The sequence below is a fragment of the Mucilaginibacter oryzae genome, assembly GCF_003148845.1.
Classification (GTDB): Bacteria; Bacteroidota; Bacteroidia; order Sphingobacteriales; family Sphingobacteriaceae; genus Mucilaginibacter; species Mucilaginibacter oryzae.
In genome coordinates this window covers 64522-89097 of the sequence record NZ_QGHA01000001.1, presented here as the reverse complement: position 1 = coordinate 89097, position 24576 = coordinate 64522, and the positions used below count along the sequence as shown (strand labels likewise).

Below are 24576 nucleotides of genomic sequence, written 5' to 3'. Positions count from 1 at the left end.
TAATATAACATGAAAGAATTATCGTCTGATGCCCTATATTATAAATCTTTGATAGGTTTAATCATAGGTCCGGTTCTTATAGCAGCATTTATTTGTTTTTTTTGGAAAAGTAATTTTTCCGATAGCGTTGTAAATATATCCTATGGCGTACTAGTTATTTTTACAGTGATTCAGTGGATACGATTATGGCATTGCAGGAAAGTGTATTACGATGGAAATAGCCTAAAATTAAAAAGTTATTTTGGGGATAAATCTCAATCTATTTTGGTTTCTGAGATTGAAAGTGTAAAGTTTGTTTATAATTTTTCAGTTAAGAAAGAAAGAAAGTTAATAAAAGTGTCTTTTGAATCTAAAGGTAAATTGTCTTATAAATATTTTTTTAGAAATTCTGATAAAACAAGTTTAGACGATCTATTAGATCAAATTGAGTCATCTAAGAATGACTAATAGTTTGAGGGGTAATTACCTATTATCACTTGGTTACTGCGAATGTCAATCAGGGGGGCTATGCTCAGGAGTTGGCTAAATATGGCGAGATAACAGGTGGTGGAAATTTCACTGCTCAAGCTGGAGCGGTGGCCGGAACAATGATAGAATACGGAACAGTTTCAACTAATAAAATTGGCATCAAGATTATTACACTGTATATGGAGTCGCAACTACTTTGGCAGCTTCATTATCAATAGGGGGATATATTATCAAACCCGTGAATGGTTATCATAACACTTTCTCTGATTGGGCTGGGCCGGTAAAAGTAGCAGGAGGAAGCTATGGTATAGTCTTACTTAGCTATCGTTGGTCAAGTACTTATAAAACTTGGAGTATTGGTTTTGGTCCAGGTGTATCCCTTCCCAAAATAGGAACTGGCTCTTTCACATCGGGTGTTACTACTTTAATCGGGCAACCATATTATCATGATGAAAATGCTGGATATGATCCTGATGTTGGTCATATAGTCCATTAATGCAATGGCCTAAGAAATAGAAGCAAAAGGAGATCATTAAATCTTGATAACATGAAAATTAGATATAAAAAAATAATACGTTCAACGAATGTTGAGCCATTCATCTTGATTAAAAACATAAAAGCTGAACTGGATAAACCAGCTTATATAATTAAAGAACAAACCCAAAGTCATGTAGGATTTAAATATAATATTTGGAGGGGGGGCTCTCGTGCAGAGGTGTTTAGAAATGTGGATGGAGGGGAATTTGATATTATTCCAGAAAGTAAAACTATCGTTTTTTCCTACTATCTTTCCCCATTATTTGAAATTCTCGCGACATGCGTTGCTGCATTTTTAGGTTTCACTCAAGATTATCATATTTACTTTTTTATCGTTTTTATTGCAGTAATGTTTGTTATTAGATTAATAAGCGTAAAGATTGTAGCAAATCGAATGATAGAAGATATAGTCAATCCCGAAGATCCTGAAGAGTAATTTGGAATAATAATAACTACTAGCCCGGCCAAACCAGCCGGGATTTGTCCTTTAAGCGTCCCGGTATATTTGTATATACGACTACATGTATGTCTGTTAAGATGTTTGTTTTTTATGCTGCAAGTTGTATTACCGCCAGTGGGCGGTATGGGATTGAAAGACCTGCACAACTTGGTTTACCTTGCTTATTTCAGCTTGGTTTGGAACTTATGCCTTGCAAAGAAAGCATTCCCTGTAGCAATGGCGTGAGCGTAGATTCTTAGGTATCTTTCTATTTTTGCGTTCAGTCAAATAAGCACTAAAAACAACCAGGTGCCGTTAAGCTAAAGCGTTGATTATTGCCTTCTGGAAACAAGCTTCGGCAAAGTGGATTTATTTTACAGTAAGATACAAATAGTAGCCCCGGTACATTTACGTTCAGGCCAAATAACCTGAACGTAATGTTAATTTAATACAATATCGGGGCAGTAATTTGTAGCATCTTGCGATAAAATAAGTGATTAAACGTTTTATCAAAATCATGTTCAAACTAAAAAATATATGCTTAATAGCATGTAGCGTTTTTACGCTTTCATTAAAAGCACAAACCACCACGCAGCCTGTAAAACCATTGGCGCAGTTACAACAGGAATTTGTTGATCTGCGCTTCGGTATGTTCATCCATTTTAACATCCCTACTTATATGGACCAGGACTGGGCTGATCCCGATGCCTCGCCGGCCATTTTCAATCCCAAAAAACTGAATTGCGACCAGTGGGCCAAAGCCGCCAAATCTGCCAACATGACTTACGGTTGTATCACCACCAAACACCATAGTGGCTTTTGTATCTGGGATACCAAAACAACCGATTATAACGTGATGAACAGTCCGTTAAAAAAAGATGTGGTAAAAGAATATGCCGACGCCTTCAGGGCCAACGGATTGAAGGTGTTTTTATATTATTCGATATTAGATACCCACCACCGCTTAAGGCCAAACATGATTACGCCTAAGCATATTGATATGGTTAAAGCGCAGATCATCGAACTGATGACCAAATATGGTGAAATAGGTGCGTTGATAATTGATGGATGGGATGCGCCGTGGTCTCGTATTTCTTATGATGATGTGCCCTTTGAAGAGATCTACACCTTGGTAAAATCATTGCAGCCAAACTGTTTGGTAATGGACCTAAACGGCGCCAAATACCCTGCCGAAGGCATGTACTATACCGATATTAAAACTTATGAAATGGGTGCAGGCCAGCGCGTATCAACCAAGGATAACCGTATGCCGGCAATAGCTTGTTTGCCGCTGCAGGCCAATTGGTTTTGGGAAACAAGCCACCCTAACACGCCGGTAAAGGATCCTGTAAAGCTGGTAAATGAAACCTTAAAGCCCCTAAACAACGTAGATTGTAACTTTATCCTTAACGTGGCGCCTAACCGCGATGGCGTTTTTGATGATAACGCGCTTGCTGCCCTTAAAGAAATAGGTAAGATCTGGAAAAACGAAGGCCCGGTTGTCAAACTATCTAAACTGGATGCTCCGATCATATCATCCAACCTTGCTAAAAACCAACCGGCAAGTGCAAGCTGGAGCGACGATTCGGCCATTATGGATTTCGCCAATGACGATGATTTTCACTCCTCGTGGGTATCAAACCCGACTGTAAAAGCGCCATGGTACGAGATCGACTTTAAAAAAGAGCAGGGGTTCAATACCATTGTTATTGCCGAAGAACATCCGAACATCACTAACTACAAACTGGAATACAATATCGACGGCGTTTGGAAAACGCTTTTTGAAGGTGAAAACGGAAATAAAATTAAAGTACACAGGTTTGACAGGGTATGGGCAGGTAAGGTGCGTATCTCGATTGAGAAAGCAGCAAAACAGGTATCTATCGCCGAATTTCAGGTTTATAATGAAAGAAGGTAAATAGCTTACCACAATTAATAGTTAAAAAGAAAGCCCGCCCTGAGCGGGTTTTTCTGTTTCATAACGACGATTTTTTGCTAAAAAAGTTAGTATTTTTTAATTAATGTTTCTAATTTTACATTATAACCGGTACAAACATTGGTTATACGTTAATTGATGAAACTGGCAGATAATTTATACGGACAATTTGAAATAGAGCTTGTACTGGCCGATTTACTTTACTCGACCCCGGTGCAAAGGCTCAGAAACGTTCATCAGGGCGGCGCCATTTTCCTGGTTAATCCGGCAATTAACCATACCCGTTACCAGCATTCGGTAGGGGTAATGTACCTGGTTAAATGGCTTGGCGGAAGTATGGAAGAGCAGATTGCTGCCCTGCTTCATGATGCTTCGCATACCGCTTTCTCGCATGTGGCAGATTATATTTTCGAAAACCTTAACGAAGATTACCATGAAAGTATTTTTGAAGATGTTATTGTGCAATCGGAAGTGCCTGCCATCTTAAAAAGACATGGCTATTCAATAGATATCTTATTTAATCAACAGCATAAAATATTAGAACAACCCCTGCCTGCACTTTGCGCCGATAGGGTTGATTACACCCTGCGCGATCTGTACCATGCCGGGTTAATCACCTTGGCAGAAGTGAAATGCTTTTTAACGCAACTGGTATTGCAGGATGATAAAATAGCTTTGCTAAGCGGTGGCTCTGCCCTATGGATCAGCAACAAATTTTTGCAGCTAAACAATAATTATTTTAAAAAGCCGGAACACGTATATGCCAATATTAAAATGGCGGGTTTGCTTAAATACGCGCTTCAGAACGGCGTGATCAATACAGGCGATTTATTAAAAGATGATTTTGATGTGCTGGCCCTGCTCATGAAGGATACCGAATGCAACATAAGCTTAGAAGATATTAAAAGCATGTCGCGCTTCAAACACTTTGCGGCAGAACATGCAACCGCACTATTTAAAAAACGCGAACTGCACCCCGCGGTTCTTTATAGTGCCTCAGCATAAATAATGATGCTATGGCGGTTAAGCCTTAGTATGGTTCATTTACAGTTTCGCGTATAAAAATGCCAATAAGCATTATTTTTTATCGCCGGTGCATTGTTATAATTGTAAAAACAATGTAAACTATTTATGAACCGAGGACTGAAAGCAACATTCCTGTTGGTGGTTTTACCACTATGTATGCAGCTCACTGCACTTAACGCCAATGCACAAAACAACACATTATGGTATAGGCAACCTGCAAAAGTATGGACAGAAGCGCTGCCGGTAGGTAATGGTACCTTTGGCGCTATGATTTTTGGCGGCGTTGATGATGAGTTGCTACAACTAAACGATGCTACGCTATGGTCGGGCGGACCGGTAAAAAAGAACATTAACCCCGGGGCTTTTCAATACCTTGCCCAGGTGCGCGAAGCATTATTTAAGGAGGACTATCAAAAAGCGCATGATCTTACCCAAAAAATGCAGGGTTTGTATTCAGAAAGTTTTCTGCCCCTCGGCGATCTGCATATCAAACAGACATTTGGCGGCGCACAGCAAAGCGCATATTATCGCGATCTGAATATCGGCAACGCCGTGGCAACCACAAAATATACGGTTAACGGCGTAAATTATAAACGCGAGATCTTTGCTTCTGCGCCCGATAAGGTTATAGTGATCCGTATTTCGGCTGATAAACCTAAACAGTTAAATCTTAAAATAAATACAGGCAGCCAGCTGCGTTTTCAAAAAAGTGTAATTGAAGGTAACACACTGAAACTCGCCGGCAAGGCCCCCGCCCACGTTGAACCAAGCTATGTAGATTCGCCTAACCCGGTTGTTTATGCAGATAATGATCAATGCAGGGGTATGCGTTATGAGTTATTAGCCAAAGCTGTAAGTAATGATGGCAAAATAACGGCCGATACCAGCGGCGTCACCGTAAAGGGCGCATCATCGGTTACATTATATCTAACCGCAGCAACCAGCTTTATCGCTTACAATAAATGCCTGGATGGCGATGAAAAAGTAGCGGAAACCTATTTAAAACAGGCCGCTAAAAAAACTTACGCGCAATTGCTTGCGGCCCATGTTGCCGATTATCAAAAATATTTTAACCGCGTAAGCCTGAGTTTGAACAATAATAAAGGCAGCCGCGCCGATTTGCCAACCGACCAAAGGCTGGTTGAATATAATAAAAATCAAAGCGCCGATCCCGGCCTGGAGGCTTTGTATTTTCAGTATGGTCGCTACCTGCTCATCAGCAGTTCGCGCACTAAAGGTGTGCCTGCAAACTTACAGGGTATCTGGAATAAAGAACTCCGTGCGCCATGGAGCTCCAATTACACCAGCAATATCAACGTGCAAATGAACTACTGGATGGCCGAAGACTGCAACCTTTCAGAAATGCACACGCCGCTGTTCCAGTTAATTAAAGAATTATCTGAAACGGGCAGCGAAGTTGCCAAAAGCTACTATCATGCGCAGGGCTGGGTAACACATCACAATACGGATATTTGGGCCATGGCCTACCCGGTAGGTGATTTGGGCAAAGGCGAACCCAAATGGGCGAACTGGGCTATGGGTGGTGATTGGCTGACACGGCATTTATGGGAGCATTACCTGTACACCGGCGATAAGGAGTTTTTGAAAAATACCGCTTACCCCTTAATGAAAGGCGCCGCTAAATTTACGTTAGACTGGCTGGTGCCCGACGGTCGGGGGCATTTGGTAACTGCTCCATCCATGTCGCCCGAAAACGATTTTATATACGCGCCGGGTAAAACAGGCGAGGTATCCGTTTCAACCACAATGGATATGGGGATCATCCGCGATCTGTTTGGCAACCTTGTGGCCGCAGGTAAAATATTAGGGGTTGACGCGGCGTTTCGCGATACGCTCCTGCTTAAAAAAAGCAAGCTGATCCCTTACCAGGTGGGCAGCAAAGGGCAGCTACAGGAATGGTATAAAGACCAGGAATCGCCCGATCCGCATCACCGCCATGTATCGCACTTGTATTCGGTTTATCCGGCAAATGAAATATCGATAGCAGTAAACCCCGAGCTGGCCGCTGCCGCTAAACGATCGTTGGAGTTACGTGGCGATGAAAGTACCGGCTGGAGCCTGGCCTGGAAGGTAAATCTTTGGGCACGCCTGCTTGATGGTAATCACGCGTACAAGCTGTACCGCGATTTGCTAAGGCTTACCGGCACCGGCGAAACCCATTACAGCGAAGGCGGGGGGTTATATCCTAATATGTTTGATGCTCATCCGCCATTTCAGATAGATGGCAACTTTGGTGGTACATCTGGTTTGGCCGAGATGCTGCTGCAAAGCCAGAACGGCAATATCCATTTGCTGCCGGCCCTGCCCGATGCCTGGGGTACAGGCGAGGTAAAAGGTTTGGTAGCAAGGGGTGCCTTTGTGGTAGATATGAAATGGACTGAAGGTAAAGTAACCAGCGCTAACGTTTTATCTAAAACAGGCGGCGTTTGCCGCATCGTGTCGCCATCAAAATTGAAAGTAAGCGGGGTAAGCGCTACGCAAACTAAAGTGAAAGAGGGTTATGAATTAGTGTTTAATACCCAAAAAGGCAAATCGTACCGGTTAACAGCCGGTTTATAAGCCACGGTAGGATCTTTAAAAAAATCTGCAGGTAGCTGTGAGGGCGCAGCGAAAAAACTGTTTGTTAAGGGGGCTGTATTCCTTATGGAAAACAGCCCCCTTTTCTTTTGATCTATCCGGATGGACGGCGGAAATTCACGTCGGCCTTGTTTGCAGGAACGCTGTAATACCCGATTTAACACTATGGCTTGTTTTGTATGATGAGGGCTTAATTAATTGCCGTAATCATCTGTATAGCCTCTTCGCGGGTTTTATTTTCTATAGCCATTATAAACTCAACCGGGCCGCCGCCCTTGCCGCAACCAAAGCACTGGAATATATTTTTTTCGGGCGATACCATGAGTGATGTGGCCTGGTCAATATGAAAAGGGCAGCGGCCTTTCAAGTTACGGCGGCTGGCCTCCAGTAATACATATTTTGAAACAATCTGTACAAGATCGGCCTGTACCGGTGACAGGGAATAAGATGCGGACATGTTATGCTTAGTGTATTTTAATCAGGTTGCGAAAATAAATTTTTGGCTGCCGCCGCGGTGTTAATGTTGAAAAAAACACTAAGGTTTTGGGTTTATTATTGATCATCTCCAAGGTTAGATCTGGACAATGATAGTTGTTTAAATGCTTGATAGCTGTTTTATTATTATTTATGTCATAAATTTAAATATCCATAAATATTTTTAAGTTTTAACATTCAGTTAATATCATCCGGGTAATTTACATACGTAAAACCTGCATATGAAATTAACTGAAAAATCTGCCCGGCTGGCTCGTTTTGAGGATATTTACCATCATACCTTTAACAAACTCAAAAATACTTTTCTGAAGCTTACACATAATGAAGATCAGACTAATGATCTGCTGCAAACAGCATATGTAAAACTTTGGGAAAAGCTTGATGATATCGAAGACCAGGGCGATTACTCGCCCATTTTATACGTTTATACCCGCAATGCTTTCAGAGATGAACTGCGGAAAAAATGCCGACAGGAAATAGCTGAAGCAGAACTTGGCTATATGGCCGCTGAGGCTACTAACCCAACCGACGGCACTGAACTGAAAGAATATGAAGGAATAGTTAAACAAATTATCGATAAGATGCCTTTGAAGCGGCAGCGGGTTTACCGCATGTTTAAGGAGGACGGCCTGAGTTATAAAAATATAGCGCAAAGCCTCGGTATATCGCCAAAAACGGTTGACAACCATTTAAATGAAGCATCAAAAGAGATTAGGCGGCAGGTGAAGATGGCATATGAGGTAGGCCATTTGTCATCCTTAACCATGGTGCTGTTAGTTAAACTATTAAATAATTGATATTATTTGTGGAAAATAGTTTGTGGTGGTAGTTAATTGAAAATACACTATTGGTTAATATTAAAATTACATAAAATTAATAGCAAAAAAGCTTACTTTTGCAGATATCCCCGGAAAAGAAATTAGCCGATGGATAAATTGCATTTAAAAAAAGCCGGTGATTTGGGACCGGCTTTTTTAATTATATATTTTTGAGGATTAATTACTGTTTAAGCTGCGTTTCGTAGATGATCGCTGTTGTATAACCGCCAAGCGAGGCATCATATGTAATACCCAGCGATACGACTTTGTCCGGGCGGAATTGGCCGCCGCCTTCGGTCGACCAGTTTATTGCCGGATAAGTTGAAATATCCACTACAGTTGCGCCGGTGGCCGAATCAAACAAGGCATAGTAATAGCCGAAGCTAAAATCGCCATGTTTATATGGTGGAATTTCTATATAAGGGCTAAATTTATTTTTTCCGATGCCTTTGATGTATGCTACCTCTTCTGGTATAAAATCACCAGCATCGTTACTGTAAACTTCGTAAATTTTCATATCTACCAGTGTAGGTAAAGATTTATCAAGGTTCACAAACTGAGCCAGTGCACTGCCTTTTGCAGGGGTTATACTGCCATCGTAACCGCCTCCTATAATTTTTACATCGCCTGTATATAAAAATGATAGTTTTTCTGTACCTGTTTTAATATTTAACACTGTGTCAATAACAGGTGTATTTGCTTTGCCCTGCTCGTAAATCCTAACTTTCCTGTTGCCGGTGTAAGTGGTAATACTTGCATTATCTGATGGCCCTTTCAATGTGTCTGTCACTTTACCGTCAATATCAACCAGCAAAGGGCCTATATCTGCTGATGTGGTTGAATTTATTGCCAGTTTGCCATATCCTTTGGCTTCAATAAGTTGGCCGTCTTTTTTACAGGAAAAAAATAGTTGAGCAATTAATATTAACAGAAACAGAAGTTTGATTTTTTTCATAAACTTTAATTTGAAAAGTACCGTGAGCATAATTGCCCACGGTACTTCAGTTCTTTTAATGTAACCTATCAGGGATAAATTTTAATTAGTAAGCGTTTGTGAATGGCTCGTACGAAGCCCAGCCACCACTATCCCAACGAGTGCTGGTTTGTGAACCAAATGCGCCTACGTAAGAGTTGGAAGAATCAAATGCGGTAAAGCCGCCGCCAGGATGGGTAACGCTTAAGCCTGTGAAGTTAGCGCCTGTTGATACAGGTGAAACTGCAGAGCCAGGAGCAGCGTTTTTGTACCTCCAATCAGGAGTACTGATATTAAACGGATCAACAAGTTTGATGGTGTTGTTTGGAGTAGCGCCGGTTAACGAAGTAACTGAAGTTGAAGTAGAAGCCGAACCGCTAACAGCTGTTGTAAAGCCATGTACATAGCTGTTTGAGTATTCGCTGCCTGTAGTGCTGATTAATGTAGCACCGGCGTTAAAGCCCATAACAATCGAGTTACGTACAATGTAGCTTGAACCTACACGGAATAAATGACCAATACCTGAAGTTGGGCCGGCAGTTGCGCCACCAACAAAGGTAAGGTTTGATAAAACAGGCTGAGTTAAACGGCTTGCAAAAGCACCGCCTGTTGTTGTTATAGGCGATGAAATGTTGTTGCTCTCGATACCATTAGGGCTTGATGAATAGGTAAAGTTCAGATCTTTGGCAGCAACCGCGAACTGAATTGAACCCTGGTAACCCTGATCAAAATCCAGGTCATCATCATCGTTACCATAAGAAATCAGGTATTTAGCATTTACCGAACCGCCAAAAAATTCAAATGCATCATCAGCACCGTATGATACCTGGATGTGATCTAAGGTAGTACCGGCACCAACACCGCCTAAAGTAAGGCCGTTTAGTTCGTTACCCAGTGCGGCATCAACAATTACGCCGGCAAACTCGATACGTACGTTTTTCAGGATGCCTGAGTTATCAGCTTCAACAGAACCACCGTAACCGATAGCGTCTTTACTTAGTAAAGATGCAGGGATTTGTGCAGTTGGAATACCTTCAATTTGCGGCTTGGCCTGGTTAGTTGGGGCATTACCCAAAAGTACAACACCACCCCAATCGCCTTTGGCACGTTGGCCTGCAGCTTTTGCCGAAGTGAAAACGATAGGGTTTGCTGTTGTTCCCTGCGCATCAATTTTACCACCTCTTCTGATAACCAGGTACGATGGGAAACCGCTTGTAGTAGTTGAAGTAGCTTTACCTTTAATGTAAGTACCCGGCTGAATAGTGATAGTGGCCAAACTATCAACAAAAGTAGGGCCGTCAATAAACCAAACTTTATCATTAGTAAGGGTGATGTTGCTGGTAATTACACCGCTGATAGTACCTGTAGCTGTTGGCAGCGTGTGGGTATCAGGAAATAAAGCTTTTGATGAACGGTCAAAATCGCCTTTGGCTGCGCTAACACCGTCTTGTTTTTTACAGCTTGCAAAGCTTACAGCTACAGCAAGCGCTAATACACCGATAGATTTAAATTGCATTTTCATAGTGTGCTTTTTTTAAATAAATAGAAATTTGGTTCTGTTTATTCAATTTGGGTTTTTAATTGTCGCTTCACCTTTTAAGCCGGTAAGCAGATCAGGCTTTTTTGTTTTACTTAGGTAGATGTTTGTTTTCCTTTCTTTTTAAAATTTATATGATGGTTACAATTAAAAGCGATAAATGAAATTGAGCGTTGATGTTGTGCCGTATTTCCAGGTATACATCTTGGTATCGTATGCCGCGTTAAATTTGGTTCCCTTAGGATCAAGCTGTCCGGACGGAGGGGGGGGAGTGCCGTCGCCGGGATATGATTCAACAGAGGGAGTTTGCTCCGGGTAGGTTTTGTTACCGGGCCCGTATTGATTTCTGTAATAAAACATCTGGCTGTTTAAAAGATTACTGATATTGAGGCGGAATTCTGCTTTATTATCTTTCAGGAATTTGTAACTCAACTGCATATCAATCACATTTCTCCCATTTTCGTACATGTCTTCCGAACGATCGGGCGAGGCATATACTATACGATGACCGAAACGATTATAGGTAGCGTTAAAGCCAAAATGCTTGCCGGTATACAATATTCCAGTGTTGATAATATAGGGCGATTGGCCGGTTAGCGGTCGGTTGCGTTTACTTGGAACCGCCTTTCCGGCGGCATTTACCGAGTATACAGTGCCAAGATCAACATTGGCATCTAAATAGGTAAAGTTGCCCGAAATGTACAGGTTTGCCCAAAGGGGCGAGGAGCCTGAAATGAAGTTTAATGATTTGCGAAAGTCGACTTCGATACCGGTATTTTTGGCGCCTTTTAAATTGCTGTATATGTATCTTCTCGGGTTGGCATTCGGATAAAGTATCTCAATAGGGTCGGTGAATTTTTTGTAAAAGCCCGAAACTGAAAGGATCTCGCCCGGAGAAGGATAAAACTCGTACCTTAAATCGTAGTTTTGGATAGAAGTGCGCTTAAGATTATCACCACTAACCGATAAAAACAAGTCGTAGTCAAAATAAGTAAAAAAGGATAGTTCTCTAAAATCTGGTCGGGCTACCGTTTTGTAGTATGCAGCCCTGATATTCATTTTTGAGTTTAAGGCATAAATGGCGTTGAAGGAAGGCAGCCAGTCGTTATTTTTTGATTGAATTAAACTATCTACCATTGGTGCTACCTGGTTACTGGCTGCTTTACCGCGGGTTGTTGTAAAAACATTTTGTTCGTTGCGTTCGTAACGCACACCGCCTATAATCCTAAGGTTTTTAAGTGGTTTTAAATCAACCATGCCGTAAAAGGCGTTTAAATTTTGCCTGCCTTTATAACCCGTGCCTGCACCAGGATTTGTAACGCCGTTACCGGCGGCAACCGTAGGATACAGGTATAAACTTCCGTTAGCAAACTGCGTTGAATTATATACATCGTAATAGGCCTGGCCGTCATAACGCGAGTCGGTTGTATTGGTTGACACATTTTTAATCCGGTAAAAATCGGCTCCAAAATCAGCACGTCGGTAGCTTCCCTGGTAACCAATTTTTAGCGACTGGTTTAATCCCTGCATGCGGAAAGGAAACTGCAGGTTTGTTTGCCAGGTATATCGTTTTTCTGCCAGTTTTGAATAAAAAATGTTTCCGTAATTAATGTTTGCATCTCCAAAATTATAGCTGTAGTAGTCATCCGGGTTAGCGCTCTGTAGCGGCCTGCCGCTTTCCATCAGGCGAGTAAATGGCTGATCGCGGTTTACTGTAGATAAAGCAAAGCCGTAATCGGCCTTTACTCCGCGCTTGCCCAAAGTATGTTCTCCGGTAAAATTGGTTTGAAACAGTTGATTAATGATGGTTTGATTACTGTAGCTGTTAGTAAAACGGTTATCGCTGATATTGGTGCCGCTATAAGTGAAATACTCATCATTAAAACGACGGTTATAGGTGTTTTTAAGACTAAACTTGTTACGACCACTGGTGTAACCGAGGTTAAGGCTGCCTCCCCAAAGTGTATTGAAGATATAGTCAGTCCCTTTATAGTCACTTACAGTAAGCTGACTTACATCATGCTGCTGATTTAGCTGCTCATTACGGTAGGTAAGGGCGGCAACCAACCCGAGTGTAGAGTTATCTTTAAATGGAAAGCTTTGTGCCACTGTAAACTGATAGCTTTGAATGGGGTGGGCTGTATATTTACGTAACGCCCAGTTATCGGGCAGGGTGCCTAAAAACTTTGCCGCCTGCGCTTTTTGGTCGGGTGTGGCGTTGTTTCCGGCAATCTGGATGCCCAGATTATTGTATTCGCCCATTGTCATTCCAGTTGGCCTGCGCTGATAATCGTTTGCAAAACCAAAATAATTAGCCGTACCGCGGTGCCCGCTTATAAAATCTTTACCGGTAGCACGGCTGTTGTAGCCGCCTCCAACCGTAAGTTGTATATAGTTTTCGTCAGGGATATCCTTGGTAGTTATTTGTACAAGTCCGCCTGTAAATTCGCCGGTGAGATCGGGGGTGGCGGTTTTATTCACCACAATATTATCAACCAGCGAGCTTGGGATCACATCAAAGGCGAAATCGCGACGGTTGGGCTCACTGCTCGGCAACGGCGCGCCGTTCAGCATAACATTGTTATACCTGTCGCTCATGCCGCGTACTACAACAAACCGGTTTTGCGATACCTGCAAACCGCTTACCCGCGTGAGTACCTGGGCGGTATTATTATCCGGGGTACGGCTAATCTGCTCGGCGGTGATCCCGTCGGATAGGGCGGCATTGTTTTTTTGCCTTGCGTACAGCCCCTGGATGGAAGCTCTTTTATAATCAGATTTCACCACCACTTCGCTAAGTGCATTGGATGCCGGTTTCATGGCTATATCCAATAATGTACTTTTATCAGCATTTACAACAATACCGGTTATGCGTTGCGATTGGAAGGAAATATAAGTGATTTCGATAGTATAGGTGCCTGGTGCAACCACAAACTGGTATGAACCATCAGGCGCACTTTGTATGGCTTTCCCGGTTTCTACCAGTTTAATGGTGGCGCCCGGCAGGGTTTCGCCTTTGTCATCCAGTATTTTGCCGGTAATTTTACCGTCTTTTTGCTGCCTGGCGGGTGCGTGTGCGGGGCGTTTTTCTATGCGTACGGATATTTCTTTGCCCTGCAGCTCGTATTCAAGAGCCTGGCTCTTTTTTAAATCGGTTAAAACGTTGCCCAGGGCTGTATTGCTGTAGTTAATATTGTTAACCTTTACTTTTTTAGCGGCTTCCTTGTCGTAAAAAAAGTCGTATGTTGATTGCTTTTTCAGCTGTACCAGCACCTCATCTAAATTAGTGTTTGGCATAGCCAGGCTTACCGGGTTGCGCAGCTGCGTTATATTGAGTTGTGCGTTGGCGGCAGCTATCGAATAAAAAGTAAACAGTACGATGATAAGAACGATGAATGTAGATTTTTTTTGCTTGACGAAATTATTATTGGTAAATACGTACATAAATTTTTTAATAGTGTTTTAGCGAACTCATTTCAAAATTTAACGGGGGATACCGTTGCCGCGGTATTCCCGATTTTTTAAAAAAAGGGTTAATCGTTTATGATATATTCATGTTCTCCCTTCTTTTTAAAATGTAACCCGTGTATAAAAAGTACCCGGCGTAAAACCTCGTCGGGCGCGTTGCGGGTATAGGTGCCGGTTATCATTTTGTTTTGAAGCACCGAGCTATCCTTTAAACTGATATTTACTGAATACGCGTTGGCAATGCGTTTAAGCACAAAACTTAGCGGAACGTTATCAAATACCATTTTGCCGCTGGTAAACGCTTCCATTTTGCCTTCGATAGAAACTTTGTGTACATCTATACTGCTGTTGTAGCGGTTGTAGTTTAATAACTGTCCTGGTAAAAGCACCCGGAGTTGTTTACCTGATGTTACCTGCACTTTGCCCCGCACGAGTAATACACCGATATCTTTTTCGGTTTTGTAAGCGGTAATGTTGAACGCTGTACCCAAAACACGGGTAATGATATTGCCCGATTTTACCTTAAAAGGCCTGTTGGCATCGTGGGTAACATCAAAAAAAGCTTCGCCTGTTATATTCACCTCGCGGCTGGTATCGGCAAAGTTGTTTTTGTTGTAACTGATAGATGAGTTGGGATTAAGCCACACCTGTGTACCATCACTCAAAATAATTTTGTGCGTAAATTTTTCATTATTGCTCACAATAACCAGTTGCTGTACCTGTCGGCCTTTTTTGTTACCGCCCAACCAGTAGGCTATGCCAACAGCCATCAGCAGGGCAAGGCCCGCCGCCACCCGGTAGGTATAGGCTGCTTTAAGGCTGATTACTTTACGTTTAACGGGTTTATGAATAACAGAACTAAGCCTTTCAAAAAATTGTTGTTTAACATCGTCGGGCGTTTCAATAGGTTTGCCCAGCATGGCCTGCTCAGCTATATACTCATCCAGCGCCGATTGATCATCCTGTTCCAGGTAGGCTAATACCTGCTTTTTTTCTTCGGGAGTGCAATTTCCCGCGAAATATTTTTTTAGTAGTGCTTTATTGGTCGTATCGGCCATGTGGTGGTTTATTTTCCTTTTTATTGATACTACGCCGGGGAAAACCGGATTCCCTATTGGGTTTGAAACTTTTTTTAATTTTTTTACAGGCGATTTTCAAATAAGCTAAAAGGGCGGCGTTACATCAGCGTTTGTTAGGGGGCAGTAAAAAACTTCGAAAAAATTCTCAGTCGCAATAGGGAATATGCTCCCGCCGGGCGTACAATAAATGTAACCCTGCCCGATGAAAATGAAAGCCTCTCGTGTTCCCGTTATCTTTTTGCTATGTATATTAACTATCATATCCTGTAAAAAGGATCAAGTAAACGCCGGTAACTTATCGTTTGTCCAAAAATGGATACTTGATAGTATGAAGGTTTACTACTACTGGAACGAAACAATGCCGCAAAGTCCGGTACCGGGCGCATCTTCCACCGCATTTTTCAAAAGCCTGCTTAATAATGCGGACAGGTTTTCATACCTCGACGACCCGGATGAAAAAATAACAGAATACTCATCATTCGGGTATTACGGTTTTGATTACGTCATCGTTAATAATGCTACTACGCCGGGAGGTTTGGTAGCCACCGTTACATTAGTTGTGCCGGGGAGCGCGGCTTACAAGGCCGGCTTAAAACGGGGCGATTTTTTTACAGCGGTTAATGATGTGTTAATCAGCAGCGCAAGCAGCAATACTATACAACATATTTTGAAGCAGGGCAATCCTGTCAAATTACAACTGGCAAATATGGAGGCCGGAATTATCACCGCCACGGAAACCTTAAATTTATCCGCCCAATATTTTACCGAGCAACCGGTATATCTAACCAAAGTATTCAATTCGGCGGGCAAAAAAACGGGGTATATATTTTATGATGCCTTTAACGGTGTGTTTGACCGCAACCTGCTCGATTCCCTGTCGAAATTGAAAACAGCAGGCGTATCAAACCTTATTATCGATTTACGTTACAACCCAGGCGGCGATGTATCCTCGGCAGCAAAGTTTGCCGCTGTATTGGCCAATGCTGAAGCAAACCAGACCTTTGTTATCTACCAGGCCAATAAAAACGGAGGTCGAAGTAACCGTAGTTTCCAGCAAACCATGCTGGAGAACGATTACCAGCCACAGTCATTCTCTGATGTTATCAGCAGGCGCTTAAACCTGGAGAAAGTAATTGTGCTGGCTACGGCGGCAACCGCTTCATCGGCCGAATTACTGATTAACGCGCTTAAACCCTACATTACGGTAATACAAGTAGGCGGAAAAACCGTAGGTAAGGATATGGCAGCTTTTGCCATTGCCGATGAGCGCAAACCGGCTCAGGTAAGCCTTATACTACACCCGTTGATATTTAAATTGTATAATGCTAACGGCAAGGGCGATTACAGCGGCGGCTTAATACCGGATTTCGCTGTTGATGAATTTACCGAACTACCACTTAAGCAGTTTGGCGACCCTGCGGACCCCCTGCTGAACCAGGCCCTTGCATTAACCGGTAACCGGATCTCAACCACGTCAAATAACACAAGCGGTAAAAGCTTATCGGGCAGCGGTGTTAATTACAGTTCGGCAAATGAGCGCGCGGCACGTGCTTTAACTGTAAAGGTTAGCAGGGCAAGCCGATAACATCATTTTGCAACTTAAATTCCGGCCCCGGCCAAACTTACAGTGCTTTGTTATATCGGGGCAATGTGCTTACTTTACACGGATAATTGTATATCCTCGCATTACGACATACCAGCAACATGAACTATACCTCAATTTGTAAAGCTTTCAATAACCTTACCGTTACAGAATTGTATCAAATATTGAAACTCCGGAGCGAAGTGTTTGTGGTAGAGCAAAACTGCGTGTTTCTTGATCAGGACGATAAAGACTATGCCTGCCACCATCTGATGCTTTTTGATGAAGGGCAGGAACTGGTGGCTTATGCACGTGTGGTACCGGCTGGGATATCCTATGCCGAAGCATCGATCGGCCGTATTATAACCAGCAGCAAAGTGAGGGGTAAAGGTGCAGGCAAAGTATTGGTGCAGATGGCTATTGATAGTGCCAGGCAGCTTTACGGTGATGTGCCGCTCAGGATAGGGGCTCAGTTATATGCGGTTAAATTTTATGAGATATTCGGCTTTAAAACCGAGGGTGACGTATATGATGAAGACGGCATCGACCATATTGAAATGGTGTTAACCTAATAGCCTGTTTTAAAAAAAGCCCGCATTGATCTCCTATAATAATCAATATCGTTGATAGGATAGTACAGGTAAACCCGGGCTGTTGCTTCATCTTTGAACACGACTTCATGCTGAACTGCAACCGGCAAACAATATCATAAATTCTGTAATCCTTATTCATACAATTAACAAAACCATCTTTGCCTGCGGCTGTTAACCCATAGCATAACAGGCTGCAAATGAAATTTAAACACATTCACTTTATTGTTAACCCGGCTTCGGGTAAAGAGGAACCGATATTATCTTATATTAATACGGCCCTTAACGATAGCGGTATTGATTGGGAACTCAGCATCACCAAAAAACATATCAGCGCTTCAGATATTGTCCGCCGCATTATCGGCAAAACAGATCTGGTAGCGGTATATGGCGGCGACGGCTGTGTTACCGAGGTTGCGGCCGCCCTGCAGGGTACCGGTACCCCGATGGCAATTATTCCGGGCGGTACAGCTAATGTTATGGCTAAAGAGTTAGGCATTCCGCAAGACACCATCGCCGCGCTGGAGATTTTAAAAAGCGATACTGCCGGACTTAAACTTATTGATATGGGCCTGATGAATGGTAAACCATTTTTATTACGCGTTAACCTGGGTATTATGGCCGATATGGTTTTGCAGGCCGACAGGGAATTGAAAGATGAAATTGGTCAGTTGGCTTACGGTGTTACCGCATTCAAAACCATTAATAATGCCGAGCCAACTGCATACACATTAACAATAGACGGAGAGGTGCTGCAAGAGAAGGCCGTTTCTTTAACCGTAACCAACTCCGGTAACATGGGTATCGGCGATTTTGCGCTTCAACCCGGCATTAGTATTACCGATGGGTTGCTGGATGTTGTTTTATTAAGGGATAATAGTTTTATATCGCTACTTAAAGCTGCCGGCAGCGCCCTGCTGCAAAACAAAACGGATGCTGTAAAGCACTGGCAATGTAAAAAAGTAGTAATTGATACGTTTGCCGAACAGAAGTTTATCCGCGATGATTTTGAAGAACAAGCTAAGCGAATTGAAATAGAGGTGATGCCTGCTTCTATAAACATTTTGGTGCCGCCCGATAAAAATTGATATGATCAGCAAAGTAAAAAGCCTTATCACGCTCATTGTTATCTTTTTTCAAAAAATATATGATAACTTTTACCGGATTTTTGCAGGGATGCCCACCCTTAAGCGGAGCCAGATTACTGCTAACCTGTTTTTGGGCAGCCAGTATAATTTGCTGGGTTTACGTAAAATGAAAGCACTTGGAATAACCGCAATCATCAATATGCGTATGCATTCGGTGTATAGTGAAGCGCAATATGAAGGTTTTCATTATCTGCATTTACCGACGGTTGATAACACCCCGCCACCGTTGGATGTATTGATAAAAGGAGCCGATTTTACCGATGCCGAAATCAAGGCCGGAGGCAAAGTATACATTCACTGCCGCCAGGGGTTGGGAAGGGGCCCTACCATGACCATAGCCTACCTGCTTAAAACAGGTTTAACTTTTCAGGACGCCTTTAGCCTGGTTAAAAAAGTTCGCACGTTTATTAATCCCCGCCCCGGGCAAATTGAGCGACTTAAACAATTGGAACAGTATTACGAGGCTAATAAGCAACAACAAACAACAATATAGTTTATAATCTCTTCCTTTATCCAAACCTTAAATGTTGCGTGCGCTTCCCTATTACTAAGTGGCTTTCATTTAAAACTCAAAAACAGGTTATGTATCTGGCGTATCAATAAAGCTTTGTATCATTTTATTTCTATCATGGGTATATTTTGATATATAACTTGGTACAATAGCTATGAGCGACTACATACTGCTTAGCGTTGTTATAATATTGTAAAAAAAACGCAGGTGGCGCTAATATAATTCTGTTATTTAACTTATTTTTCGTTGAAAATAATGATAGTGCTATATTGGTTTTTTATTTTTATAACTTATGTTTGCCGAAATATATAAGCTAACTTTATATGGTGGCTATAAATCCATTTCTTTGTTAATTGAGCCCAAAGGGGCAAAGTTCTGATAAAGGCTTTGCCCTTTTTTTATTATCGGATATACATAATTATATGTATTTTTTAACAGCTGAATAAAATAAAACTAACCTAATTTCACTATTTACGCCACCTGAACTTTGCTGCTACTGATGAAAGTTAATTTTGCTAATGGTTTAATTTTACGTTCGGCTGCATTATCATACCGGCAAGAACTTGATCACAATACTTTGGTTGCGCTTTGGCATAACCCGCTGATAAAAGAAAGTATTTATATAGCCAGTAAATCGCTTTACAATGAATTAAACGCATTTTTTGAAGGGAATGAAAAAGCCAGCGGGAAAGAGGTGCAGCTGATTTCAAGCTTCTATAAATACATGGCCCGCATGGGCAACCGGGCCACCCCTTTTGGTTTGTTTGCCGGTTGTGCTGCTGTTAACTGGGGTACGGGCAATAATATTACGCTTACCGGCAGGTACCGCAAGCATATAGCGCCTGATGCTGTGGTAAGTTTTGAGCTTGCCAGGCAGATTGAAGCTGCCAATAAACTGAACGCTGGCTATAAAATTAACAATACTATTTATAAGGTGGGCGACGATATTCGCTTTATTACGTATCATGTAATTGATAAAGAGCGTATTTATCAGGTTAGCGCGGTAGATGCCAATCCGGTTATTGATAACATTATTGAAACAGTAGGCAATACTATATGGAGCAGGCAGCAGCTACTTGATCATTTTCCGGAATTTGACCGCGACGATTTGCTTGAATTTATAAACGATTTGATAGACGTTCAGCTGCTTAAACCGGCGTTTGAGCCGGTTATCGGTTTTGATTTTCCATTATTTATACAACAAACAGATGATCTGGCTTTAAATAACACCATAAGTGAGTTGATCGGTTTATTGAACGGCGGAGATAATTACGGTAGCCAGCCTGCTAACTGGCTTTCATTTTACTCGCGGGTTGAAAAATTGACAAGCACAATAACAGGGCGCGATTTGAAGGACCAGATCCATATTACACGTTTTGATCAGCTTGAAAGCAGAATAGTTAACAGCGCTTTACAGGCTAAAATAGCAAAGGGTATAACCTTGCTTAACAACCTTTGCACACCTGGTTTGAATAAGAGGCTTGAGCAGTTTAAAAACAGGTTCAGAAAACGTTATGAAGAGCAAAGTGTACCTTTATTAGAGGTATTTGATACGGACACAGGCATTGAGTATGGCCAGTGGTACGAACACGAAACGCTGTTTACCGAGGGGCTATACGCAACCGGCGAAGCGGCGGGAGCTCAGGTTGAATACACCGAGCTTGATTTTAAAATGCTGGATTTGTTGAATGAGGCTAAGGCAGGCAGGATTTACCATATTACTTTACCCGATAATTTTGCAAAGCAGCGCGGTAGCGATAACCTGCCATTTTCCATGTGCGCAGTTTTTCAGTTGTTTGAAAACGATGTGGTGTTTCTTGAACGGGTTACCGGTCCGGGCGCTTTGAGTATGATAGCGCGTTTTGCAACTGCCGATGAAGAAATTTATAAAATTGGCTTGGAGATAGCGGGAAAAGAAACAGAAAACTTTCCGGAAGCAATGTTTGCTGAAGTAATTCATATGCCCGAGGAGCGGATTTTGAATGTGATGTCGCACCCGCCTTTTTGGCCCCACGAGCTTGCTTATATTGATGATGCCAAAGGAAAATCAGTATTACAGCTTGATGACATTTATGTTAAGCTGGAGTACAACGCGTTCAGGCTGTTTTCGAAAAAGCATCAGCGGGAGGTGATCCCAAGGCTGAGCAGCGCTTATAACTATAACCGTTCACAGCATCCTATTTATACTTTTTTATGCGATATACAGCATCAGTATAGTAACGGTGGTTTGGCATTTAACTGGGGAGGGCTTACCAAAGAGTTCGTTTTTTTTCCCCGGGTTGAAACCGCTTACGGCCTGATCCTGCACCGTGCCACCTGGAAATTTACGCCCGCTATTTTAAATGAACTTTGCCGGGCCGAAAAACAGCCGGCCAGATTTAGCGAGTTGCTTGCAGCTTTCAGGGAACAATGGCTATTGCCCGATAAGTTCTTTATTGTGAAAGGCGATAATGAATTACTGGTAGATGTAAATAATGAAATTGCCCTGGCTGTTTTTGCAAAGGAGATAGCAAAGCAAAGTGCCACGCTTATTTTAACGGAGTGTATTCATTTACAGTATCAAAGTGTGGTTAAAGGCCCTTGTCAGCAGCCTCACGCGCACCAGTTAGTAGCGCCTTTTTATTTTGAACGGCCGGTAAAGCAGGCTTACTTCCAGTATTTTGAAAATAGCCTGCAACGCAACTTTTTTCCCGGAAGCGAGTGGCTGTTTATCAAGCTGTATTTAAGCAGCAATATTGCCAACAATATTATTTTGCGATTAAACGAACTGCTTGATCACTCGGGCACTGTGAGTATTAAGCAATGGTTTTTTATCAGGTATCATGATCCCGACAATCATATCAGGGTGAGGATTAATTTATTAAAAGAAGATGACTTTCAGGATGTTTACCTGGCGATAAGGGAAGTGCTTTCGCCATTTTTAATAAGCGGGCAGGTGCATGTAGTTCAATTGGATACCTACGTACGGGAACTGGAACGATACGGAAACCAGATTGAGCAGGCCGAGGGTTTGTTTTGTATCGAAACCCTGTTTTGCTGTAAGGTGTTCAGGCTGCTGGAAACCAACCGGTATGATACGGAAGATTGGTTTTTAATATTCTGGCTAATTAAGGATTACCTGAACCTGATGAGCGGCGATATTAACCGGCAAATTAAATTTGTTGAAAAAGGATTGAGCTATTTTTTAACCGAATTTGACGACAAGGCGGTTAAAATACAAATAGACCAGTTGTTTAGAAAATATCACGCTAATCTGGATAACGTACTTTTGGCTTATGATAATTTGCTGCAAGAAAAACGACAAAACATAGCAAACTTGTTACAACGCTATCATGTTGACTGGAACGATAAGTTTTTAAGCAGCGTGATCCACATGGCGGTTAACCGTTACTTCAGTACCCGGCAGCGCCTGCACGAGTGTATTTTATACGGTATTATGCTTAAGTACCTTAAATCAGAAAAAGCGCGTAATAAGCTTTAGTTATTTAAACATTTTATTGTTTAGCTGTGCAAAAAAGCTATCGCGGTAGGTAACGCCAATGGGGATCTTTTCCTTGATCTTATCAAACATCACCATATTGCCATCAATTGATTTTATGCGTTTAAGAGCAATGATGTATGATTTATGCGTGCGGGCGAAATCCTGCTGAGGCAGGTTGTCGGCAAGCGTTTTCATGCTCACCAGCGAAATGTGGCGCTCATTTTCGGTAAATACCGAGCAATAATTTTTAAGCCCTTCTATATAAATAATATCATTAAAGTTGATGCGTACAATGCGGCCATGATCGGTTTTCAGGTAAAAAGAATCAGACTGTTCATTAACAGGTGCAGGTTTGCTGGTATTTAACAGCAGCAATTTATCAAGCGCTTTTTGTGCCCCCTGCAAAAACCTGTCGAACGAGTAGGGTTTCAGCAGGTAATCAAGCACATTGTTTTCAAAGCCGGCCACTGCAAACTCACTATAGCCCGATGTGATGATGATCTCCATGTTTTTAGGAAGTAACTTGATCAGGTCGATGCCTGACAGTTCCGGCATATTGATATCAAGAAATATCAGATTGACCGGGTTACTTTTCAGATATAGTAAAGCGTCTATCGGGTTGGTGAAGGTTTCTGCAAGATTAATGAACGGAACCTTTGATATAAAATCAGTTAATATGTTGATGGCATATTGCTCATCTTCAACTATAATACAATTAATTACTTTCATATTTCAAAGGCATTACAAGTTTACATTCGTAGCTGTTATGCGTTTCGTTAATCAAAAGTTCAAAATTCTGCCCGTACTCCTCCGTTAACCTCTCCTTAATGTAATTTAAGCCTATTCCGTTCGATTCTATCTTGTTCATGCTGTTCCCGCCTTTATAATTAAGCGAATAAAAATGTAATAATCCGTCATTAATGGTAATATTCAAAGTCGCCTTTTTGGTATTCTGGTTAAATATACCGTGTTTAAACATGTTTTCAATAAGCGTTATCAAAACCAGCGATACTATTTTATAAGGTCTTGTTACGGTATCGATATTAACGCTTAGGAAAAAGTTAGGGCTCCTGGCGGCGTGGATTTTAATGAAGTCTTTGATATAACCTAACTCACTTTCAAGAGAACTAAAACCGTCTTCATTTTTGGTTAATGCATGCCGCATAATATTGGAGAGTGTGATAATGGTTTCACCTACCTCCGGCAGTTTCTTATAAGTTTCGCCATATAAAAAGCCCAGGGTATTAAAGATAAAGTGTGGATTGATTTGCGATTTAATCACACTCAACTCTGCCCTTAATGCCTGTTTCTCCAGTTTTTCCTGTTGCTGAAGCATTACCGCTTTTTCTAACCTATGTTGTGCAGCTTCGCGCTCTTTTAATATGATTTGTTTAAAAAAACCGTAAGCCACACCCAGGGTACCAAAGTAAATAGCCCGTGAACTCATCGCTACGGCACGTTCATTATTACCGGCAACCGAAAACGGCTGCTTTAGGATCAGCATTGATAGCAACACCTTTAAATAAGCCGATATGGCGATAATAGCTATTGATACAATAACGATTGCTGTTATTAAAAGCGTTTTTTTCCTTATTTTTTTTTCCAGCATCTGGTAACATGCCCAAAAAATATAGAAGTCTGCAATGTTTACGGCGAACGCAGATAATGTGCTGCTGATGTTTATACCAAGACCACCAATAAAGGCCGCAAGATTTTCATAACAAATATAAATCACCCAAAATAAAGAATGCCGGGCTACTGTTTTTAGCTTCCTGCTATCCACCATAAAATTTGCTTGTTCGTTTTTTTTCGTCCGTCTCACCATGGTTTTCGTCAGCCTGAAACCGGCATTGGTACTATTTTTTTTTTCCGCAAAAGCATGCTAGCCAC

The 24576-nt window shown here is 41.9% G+C and carries 20 protein-coding genes; 13 read left to right on the top strand and 7 right to left on the bottom strand.

The genetic code is table 11. The features are described from left to right. The first annotated feature begins 9 nt into the window (after positions 1 to 9). The 7 genes from LX99_RS00360 (at position 10) to LX99_RS00335 (ending at position 6986) form a co-directional block, all read left to right on the top strand. Positions 10 to 447: a hypothetical protein gene (locus LX99_RS00360; RefSeq protein ID WP_109605386.1), complete on the top strand. Its 438-nt coding sequence runs from the start codon at positions 10 to 12 to the stop codon at positions 445 to 447. A gap of 29 nt (positions 448 to 476) precedes the next feature. Next, positions 477 to 686, top strand: a complete 210-nt coding sequence (locus LX99_RS00355; protein WP_109605384.1) for a hypothetical protein — start codon at positions 477 to 479, stop codon at positions 684 to 686. Further along, positions 665 to 964 carry a hypothetical protein gene (locus LX99_RS25315; RefSeq protein WP_146203031.1) on the top strand — a complete coding sequence of 100 codons (300 nt, stop codon included), beginning with the start codon at positions 665 to 667 and terminating at the stop codon, positions 962 to 964. Before LX99_RS00355 ends, LX99_RS25315 begins: the two co-directional genes overlap by 22 nt. Positions 965 to 1015: 51 nt before the next feature. Continuing rightward, the gene (locus LX99_RS00350; protein ID WP_109605382.1) at positions 1016 to 1441 is read left to right on the top strand and encodes a hypothetical protein; all 426 of its coding nucleotides are present in this window, start codon (positions 1016 to 1018) and stop codon (positions 1439 to 1441) included. Between the two features lie 520 nt (positions 1442 to 1961). Further along, positions 1962 to 3362, top strand: a complete 1401-nt coding sequence (locus LX99_RS00345; RefSeq protein WP_109606916.1) for an alpha-L-fucosidase — start codon at positions 1962 to 1964, stop codon at positions 3360 to 3362. A 156-nt stretch (positions 3363 to 3518) separates the two neighbouring features. Next, entirely contained in the window at positions 3519 to 4385 is an 867-nt protein-coding gene (locus tag LX99_RS00340) for an HD domain-containing protein (protein WP_109605381.1), read from the top strand. Between the two features lie 126 nt (positions 4386 to 4511). Then, positions 4512 to 6986, top strand: coding sequence for a glycoside hydrolase family 95 protein (locus tag LX99_RS00335; RefSeq protein WP_245927814.1), 2475 nt, complete (start codon positions 4512 to 4514; stop codon positions 6984 to 6986). Positions 6987 to 7194: 208 nt separating this feature from the next. Here the strand turns inward: LX99_RS00335 and LX99_RS00330 are convergent, their stop codons facing one another. Beyond that, on the bottom strand, positions 7195 to 7461 hold the full coding sequence (locus LX99_RS00330; RefSeq protein ID WP_022833961.1) for a CHC2 zinc finger domain-containing protein: 267 nt from the start codon (positions 7459 to 7461) through the stop codon (positions 7195 to 7197). Positions 7462 to 7720: 259 nt separating this feature from the next. On the opposite strand from LX99_RS00330, the gene LX99_RS00325 reads away from it, so the two are divergent. Then, entirely contained in the window at positions 7721 to 8296 is a 576-nt protein-coding gene (locus LX99_RS00325) for an RNA polymerase sigma factor (RefSeq protein ID WP_109605378.1), read from the top strand. 202 nt (positions 8297 to 8498) lie between these two features. On the opposite strand, the gene LX99_RS00320 is transcribed toward LX99_RS00325, so the two are convergent. The 4 genes from LX99_RS00320 to LX99_RS00305 all read right to left on the bottom strand — a co-directional run bounded on the left by LX99_RS00320 (position 8499) and on the right by LX99_RS00305 (position 15353). Continuing rightward, the gene (locus tag LX99_RS00320) at positions 8499 to 9272 is read right to left on the bottom strand and encodes a hypothetical protein (protein ID WP_146203030.1); all 774 of its coding nucleotides are present in this window, start codon (positions 9270 to 9272) and stop codon (positions 8499 to 8501) included. A gap of 85 nt (positions 9273 to 9357) precedes the next feature. Further along, positions 9358 to 10812, bottom strand: coding sequence for a hypothetical protein (locus tag LX99_RS00315; RefSeq protein WP_109605374.1), 1455 nt, complete (start codon positions 10810 to 10812; stop codon positions 9358 to 9360). 162 nt (positions 10813 to 10974) lie between these two features. After that, positions 10975 to 14271: a TonB-dependent receptor gene (locus LX99_RS00310; protein ID WP_109605372.1), complete on the bottom strand. Its 3297-nt coding sequence runs from the start codon at positions 14269 to 14271 to the stop codon at positions 10975 to 10977. A gap of 89 nt (positions 14272 to 14360) precedes the next feature. Next, positions 14361 to 15353 carry a FecR family protein gene (locus LX99_RS00305; protein WP_109605370.1) on the bottom strand — a complete coding sequence of 331 codons (993 nt, stop codon included), beginning with the start codon at positions 15351 to 15353 and terminating at the stop codon, positions 14361 to 14363. A 223-nt stretch (positions 15354 to 15576) separates the two neighbouring features. On the opposite strand from LX99_RS00305, the gene LX99_RS00300 reads away from it, so the two are divergent. The 5 genes from LX99_RS00300 to LX99_RS00280 all read left to right on the top strand — a co-directional run bounded on the left by LX99_RS00300 (position 15577) and on the right by LX99_RS00280 (position 22686). Then, positions 15577 to 16959 carry a S41 family peptidase gene (locus LX99_RS00300; RefSeq protein ID WP_109605368.1) on the top strand — a complete coding sequence of 461 codons (1383 nt, stop codon included), beginning with the start codon at positions 15577 to 15579 and terminating at the stop codon, positions 16957 to 16959. Positions 16960 to 17078: 119 nt separating this feature from the next. Continuing rightward, positions 17079 to 17528: a GNAT family N-acetyltransferase gene (locus LX99_RS00295; protein WP_109605366.1), complete on the top strand. Its 450-nt coding sequence runs from the start codon at positions 17079 to 17081 to the stop codon at positions 17526 to 17528. A 218-nt stretch (positions 17529 to 17746) separates the two neighbouring features. After that, positions 17747 to 18634, top strand: coding sequence for a diacylglycerol/lipid kinase family protein (locus LX99_RS00290; protein WP_109605364.1), 888 nt, complete (start codon positions 17747 to 17749; stop codon positions 18632 to 18634). Between the two features lies 1 nt (position 18635). Further along, complete coding sequence (locus LX99_RS00285) at positions 18636 to 19187, top strand: dual specificity protein phosphatase family protein (RefSeq protein ID WP_109605362.1); 552 nt, start codon at positions 18636 to 18638, stop codon at positions 19185 to 19187. A gap of 517 nt (positions 19188 to 19704) precedes the next feature. Beyond that, positions 19705 to 22686 (top strand): lantibiotic dehydratase, encoded by a 2982-nt coding sequence (locus LX99_RS00280; protein WP_109605360.1) that lies wholly within the window; start codon positions 19705 to 19707, stop codon positions 22684 to 22686. On the opposite strand, the gene LX99_RS00275 is transcribed toward LX99_RS00280, so the two are convergent. Both LX99_RS00275 and LX99_RS00270 read right to left on the bottom strand, forming a co-directional pair. Continuing rightward, complete coding sequence (locus tag LX99_RS00275; RefSeq protein WP_109605357.1) at positions 22687 to 23415, bottom strand: LytR/AlgR family response regulator transcription factor; 729 nt, start codon at positions 23413 to 23415, stop codon at positions 22687 to 22689. Further along, positions 23402 to 24511 carry a sensor histidine kinase gene (locus LX99_RS00270; protein ID WP_109605355.1) on the bottom strand — a complete coding sequence of 370 codons (1110 nt, stop codon included), beginning with the start codon at positions 24509 to 24511 and terminating at the stop codon, positions 23402 to 23404. Before LX99_RS00270 ends, LX99_RS00275 begins: the two co-directional genes overlap by 14 nt. Positions 24512 to 24576 lie beyond the last annotated feature (65 nt).

Bases quoted from the DNA above. Each gene is read 5' to 3' on its own strand.
- LX99_RS00305 (WP_109605370.1), bottom strand. From the start codon at position 15,353: ATGGCCGATACGACCAATAAAGCACTACTAAAAAAATATTTCGCGGGA.
- LX99_RS00280 (WP_109605360.1), top strand. From the start codon at position 19,705: ATGAAAGTTAATTTTGCTAATGGTTTAATTTTACGTTCGGCTGCATTA.
- LX99_RS00270 (WP_109605355.1), bottom strand. From the start codon at position 24,511: ATGGTGAGACGGACGAAAAAAAACGAACAAGCAAATTTTATGGTGGAT.
- LX99_RS00310 (WP_109605372.1), bottom strand. From the start codon at position 14,271: ATGTACGTATTTACCAATAATAATTTCGTCAAGCAAAAAAAATCTACA.
- LX99_RS00345 (WP_109606916.1), top strand. From the start codon at position 1,962: ATGTTCAAACTAAAAAATATATGCTTAATAGCATGTAGCGTTTTTACG.
- LX99_RS00350 (WP_109605382.1), top strand. From the start codon at position 1,016: ATGAAAATTAGATATAAAAAAATAATACGTTCAACGAATGTTGAGCCA.
- LX99_RS00315 (WP_109605374.1), bottom strand. From the start codon at position 10,812: ATGAAAATGCAATTTAAATCTATCGGTGTATTAGCGCTTGCTGTAGCT.
- LX99_RS00340 (WP_109605381.1), top strand. From the start codon at position 3,519: ATGAAACTGGCAGATAATTTATACGGACAATTTGAAATAGAGCTTGTA.
- LX99_RS00320 (WP_146203030.1), bottom strand. From the start codon at position 9,272: ATGAAAAAAATCAAACTTCTGTTTCTGTTAATATTAATTGCTCAACTA.
- LX99_RS00360 (WP_109605386.1), top strand. From the start codon at position 10: ATGAAAGAATTATCGTCTGATGCCCTATATTATAAATCTTTGATAGGT.
- LX99_RS00335 (WP_245927814.1), top strand. From the start codon at position 4,512: ATGAACCGAGGACTGAAAGCAACATTCCTGTTGGTGGTTTTACCACTA.
- LX99_RS00285 (WP_109605362.1), top strand. From the start codon at position 18,636: ATGATCAGCAAAGTAAAAAGCCTTATCACGCTCATTGTTATCTTTTTT.
- LX99_RS00295 (WP_109605366.1), top strand. From the start codon at position 17,079: ATGAACTATACCTCAATTTGTAAAGCTTTCAATAACCTTACCGTTACA.
- LX99_RS00300 (WP_109605368.1), top strand. From the start codon at position 15,577: ATGAAAATGAAAGCCTCTCGTGTTCCCGTTATCTTTTTGCTATGTATA.
- LX99_RS00325 (WP_109605378.1), top strand. From the start codon at position 7,721: ATGAAATTAACTGAAAAATCTGCCCGGCTGGCTCGTTTTGAGGATATT.
- LX99_RS00330 (WP_022833961.1), bottom strand. From the start codon at position 7,461: ATGTCCGCATCTTATTCCCTGTCACCGGTACAGGCCGATCTTGTACAG.
- LX99_RS00290 (WP_109605364.1), top strand. From the start codon at position 17,747: ATGAAATTTAAACACATTCACTTTATTGTTAACCCGGCTTCGGGTAAA.
- LX99_RS00275 (WP_109605357.1), bottom strand. From the start codon at position 23,415: ATGAAAGTAATTAATTGTATTATAGTTGAAGATGAGCAATATGCCATC.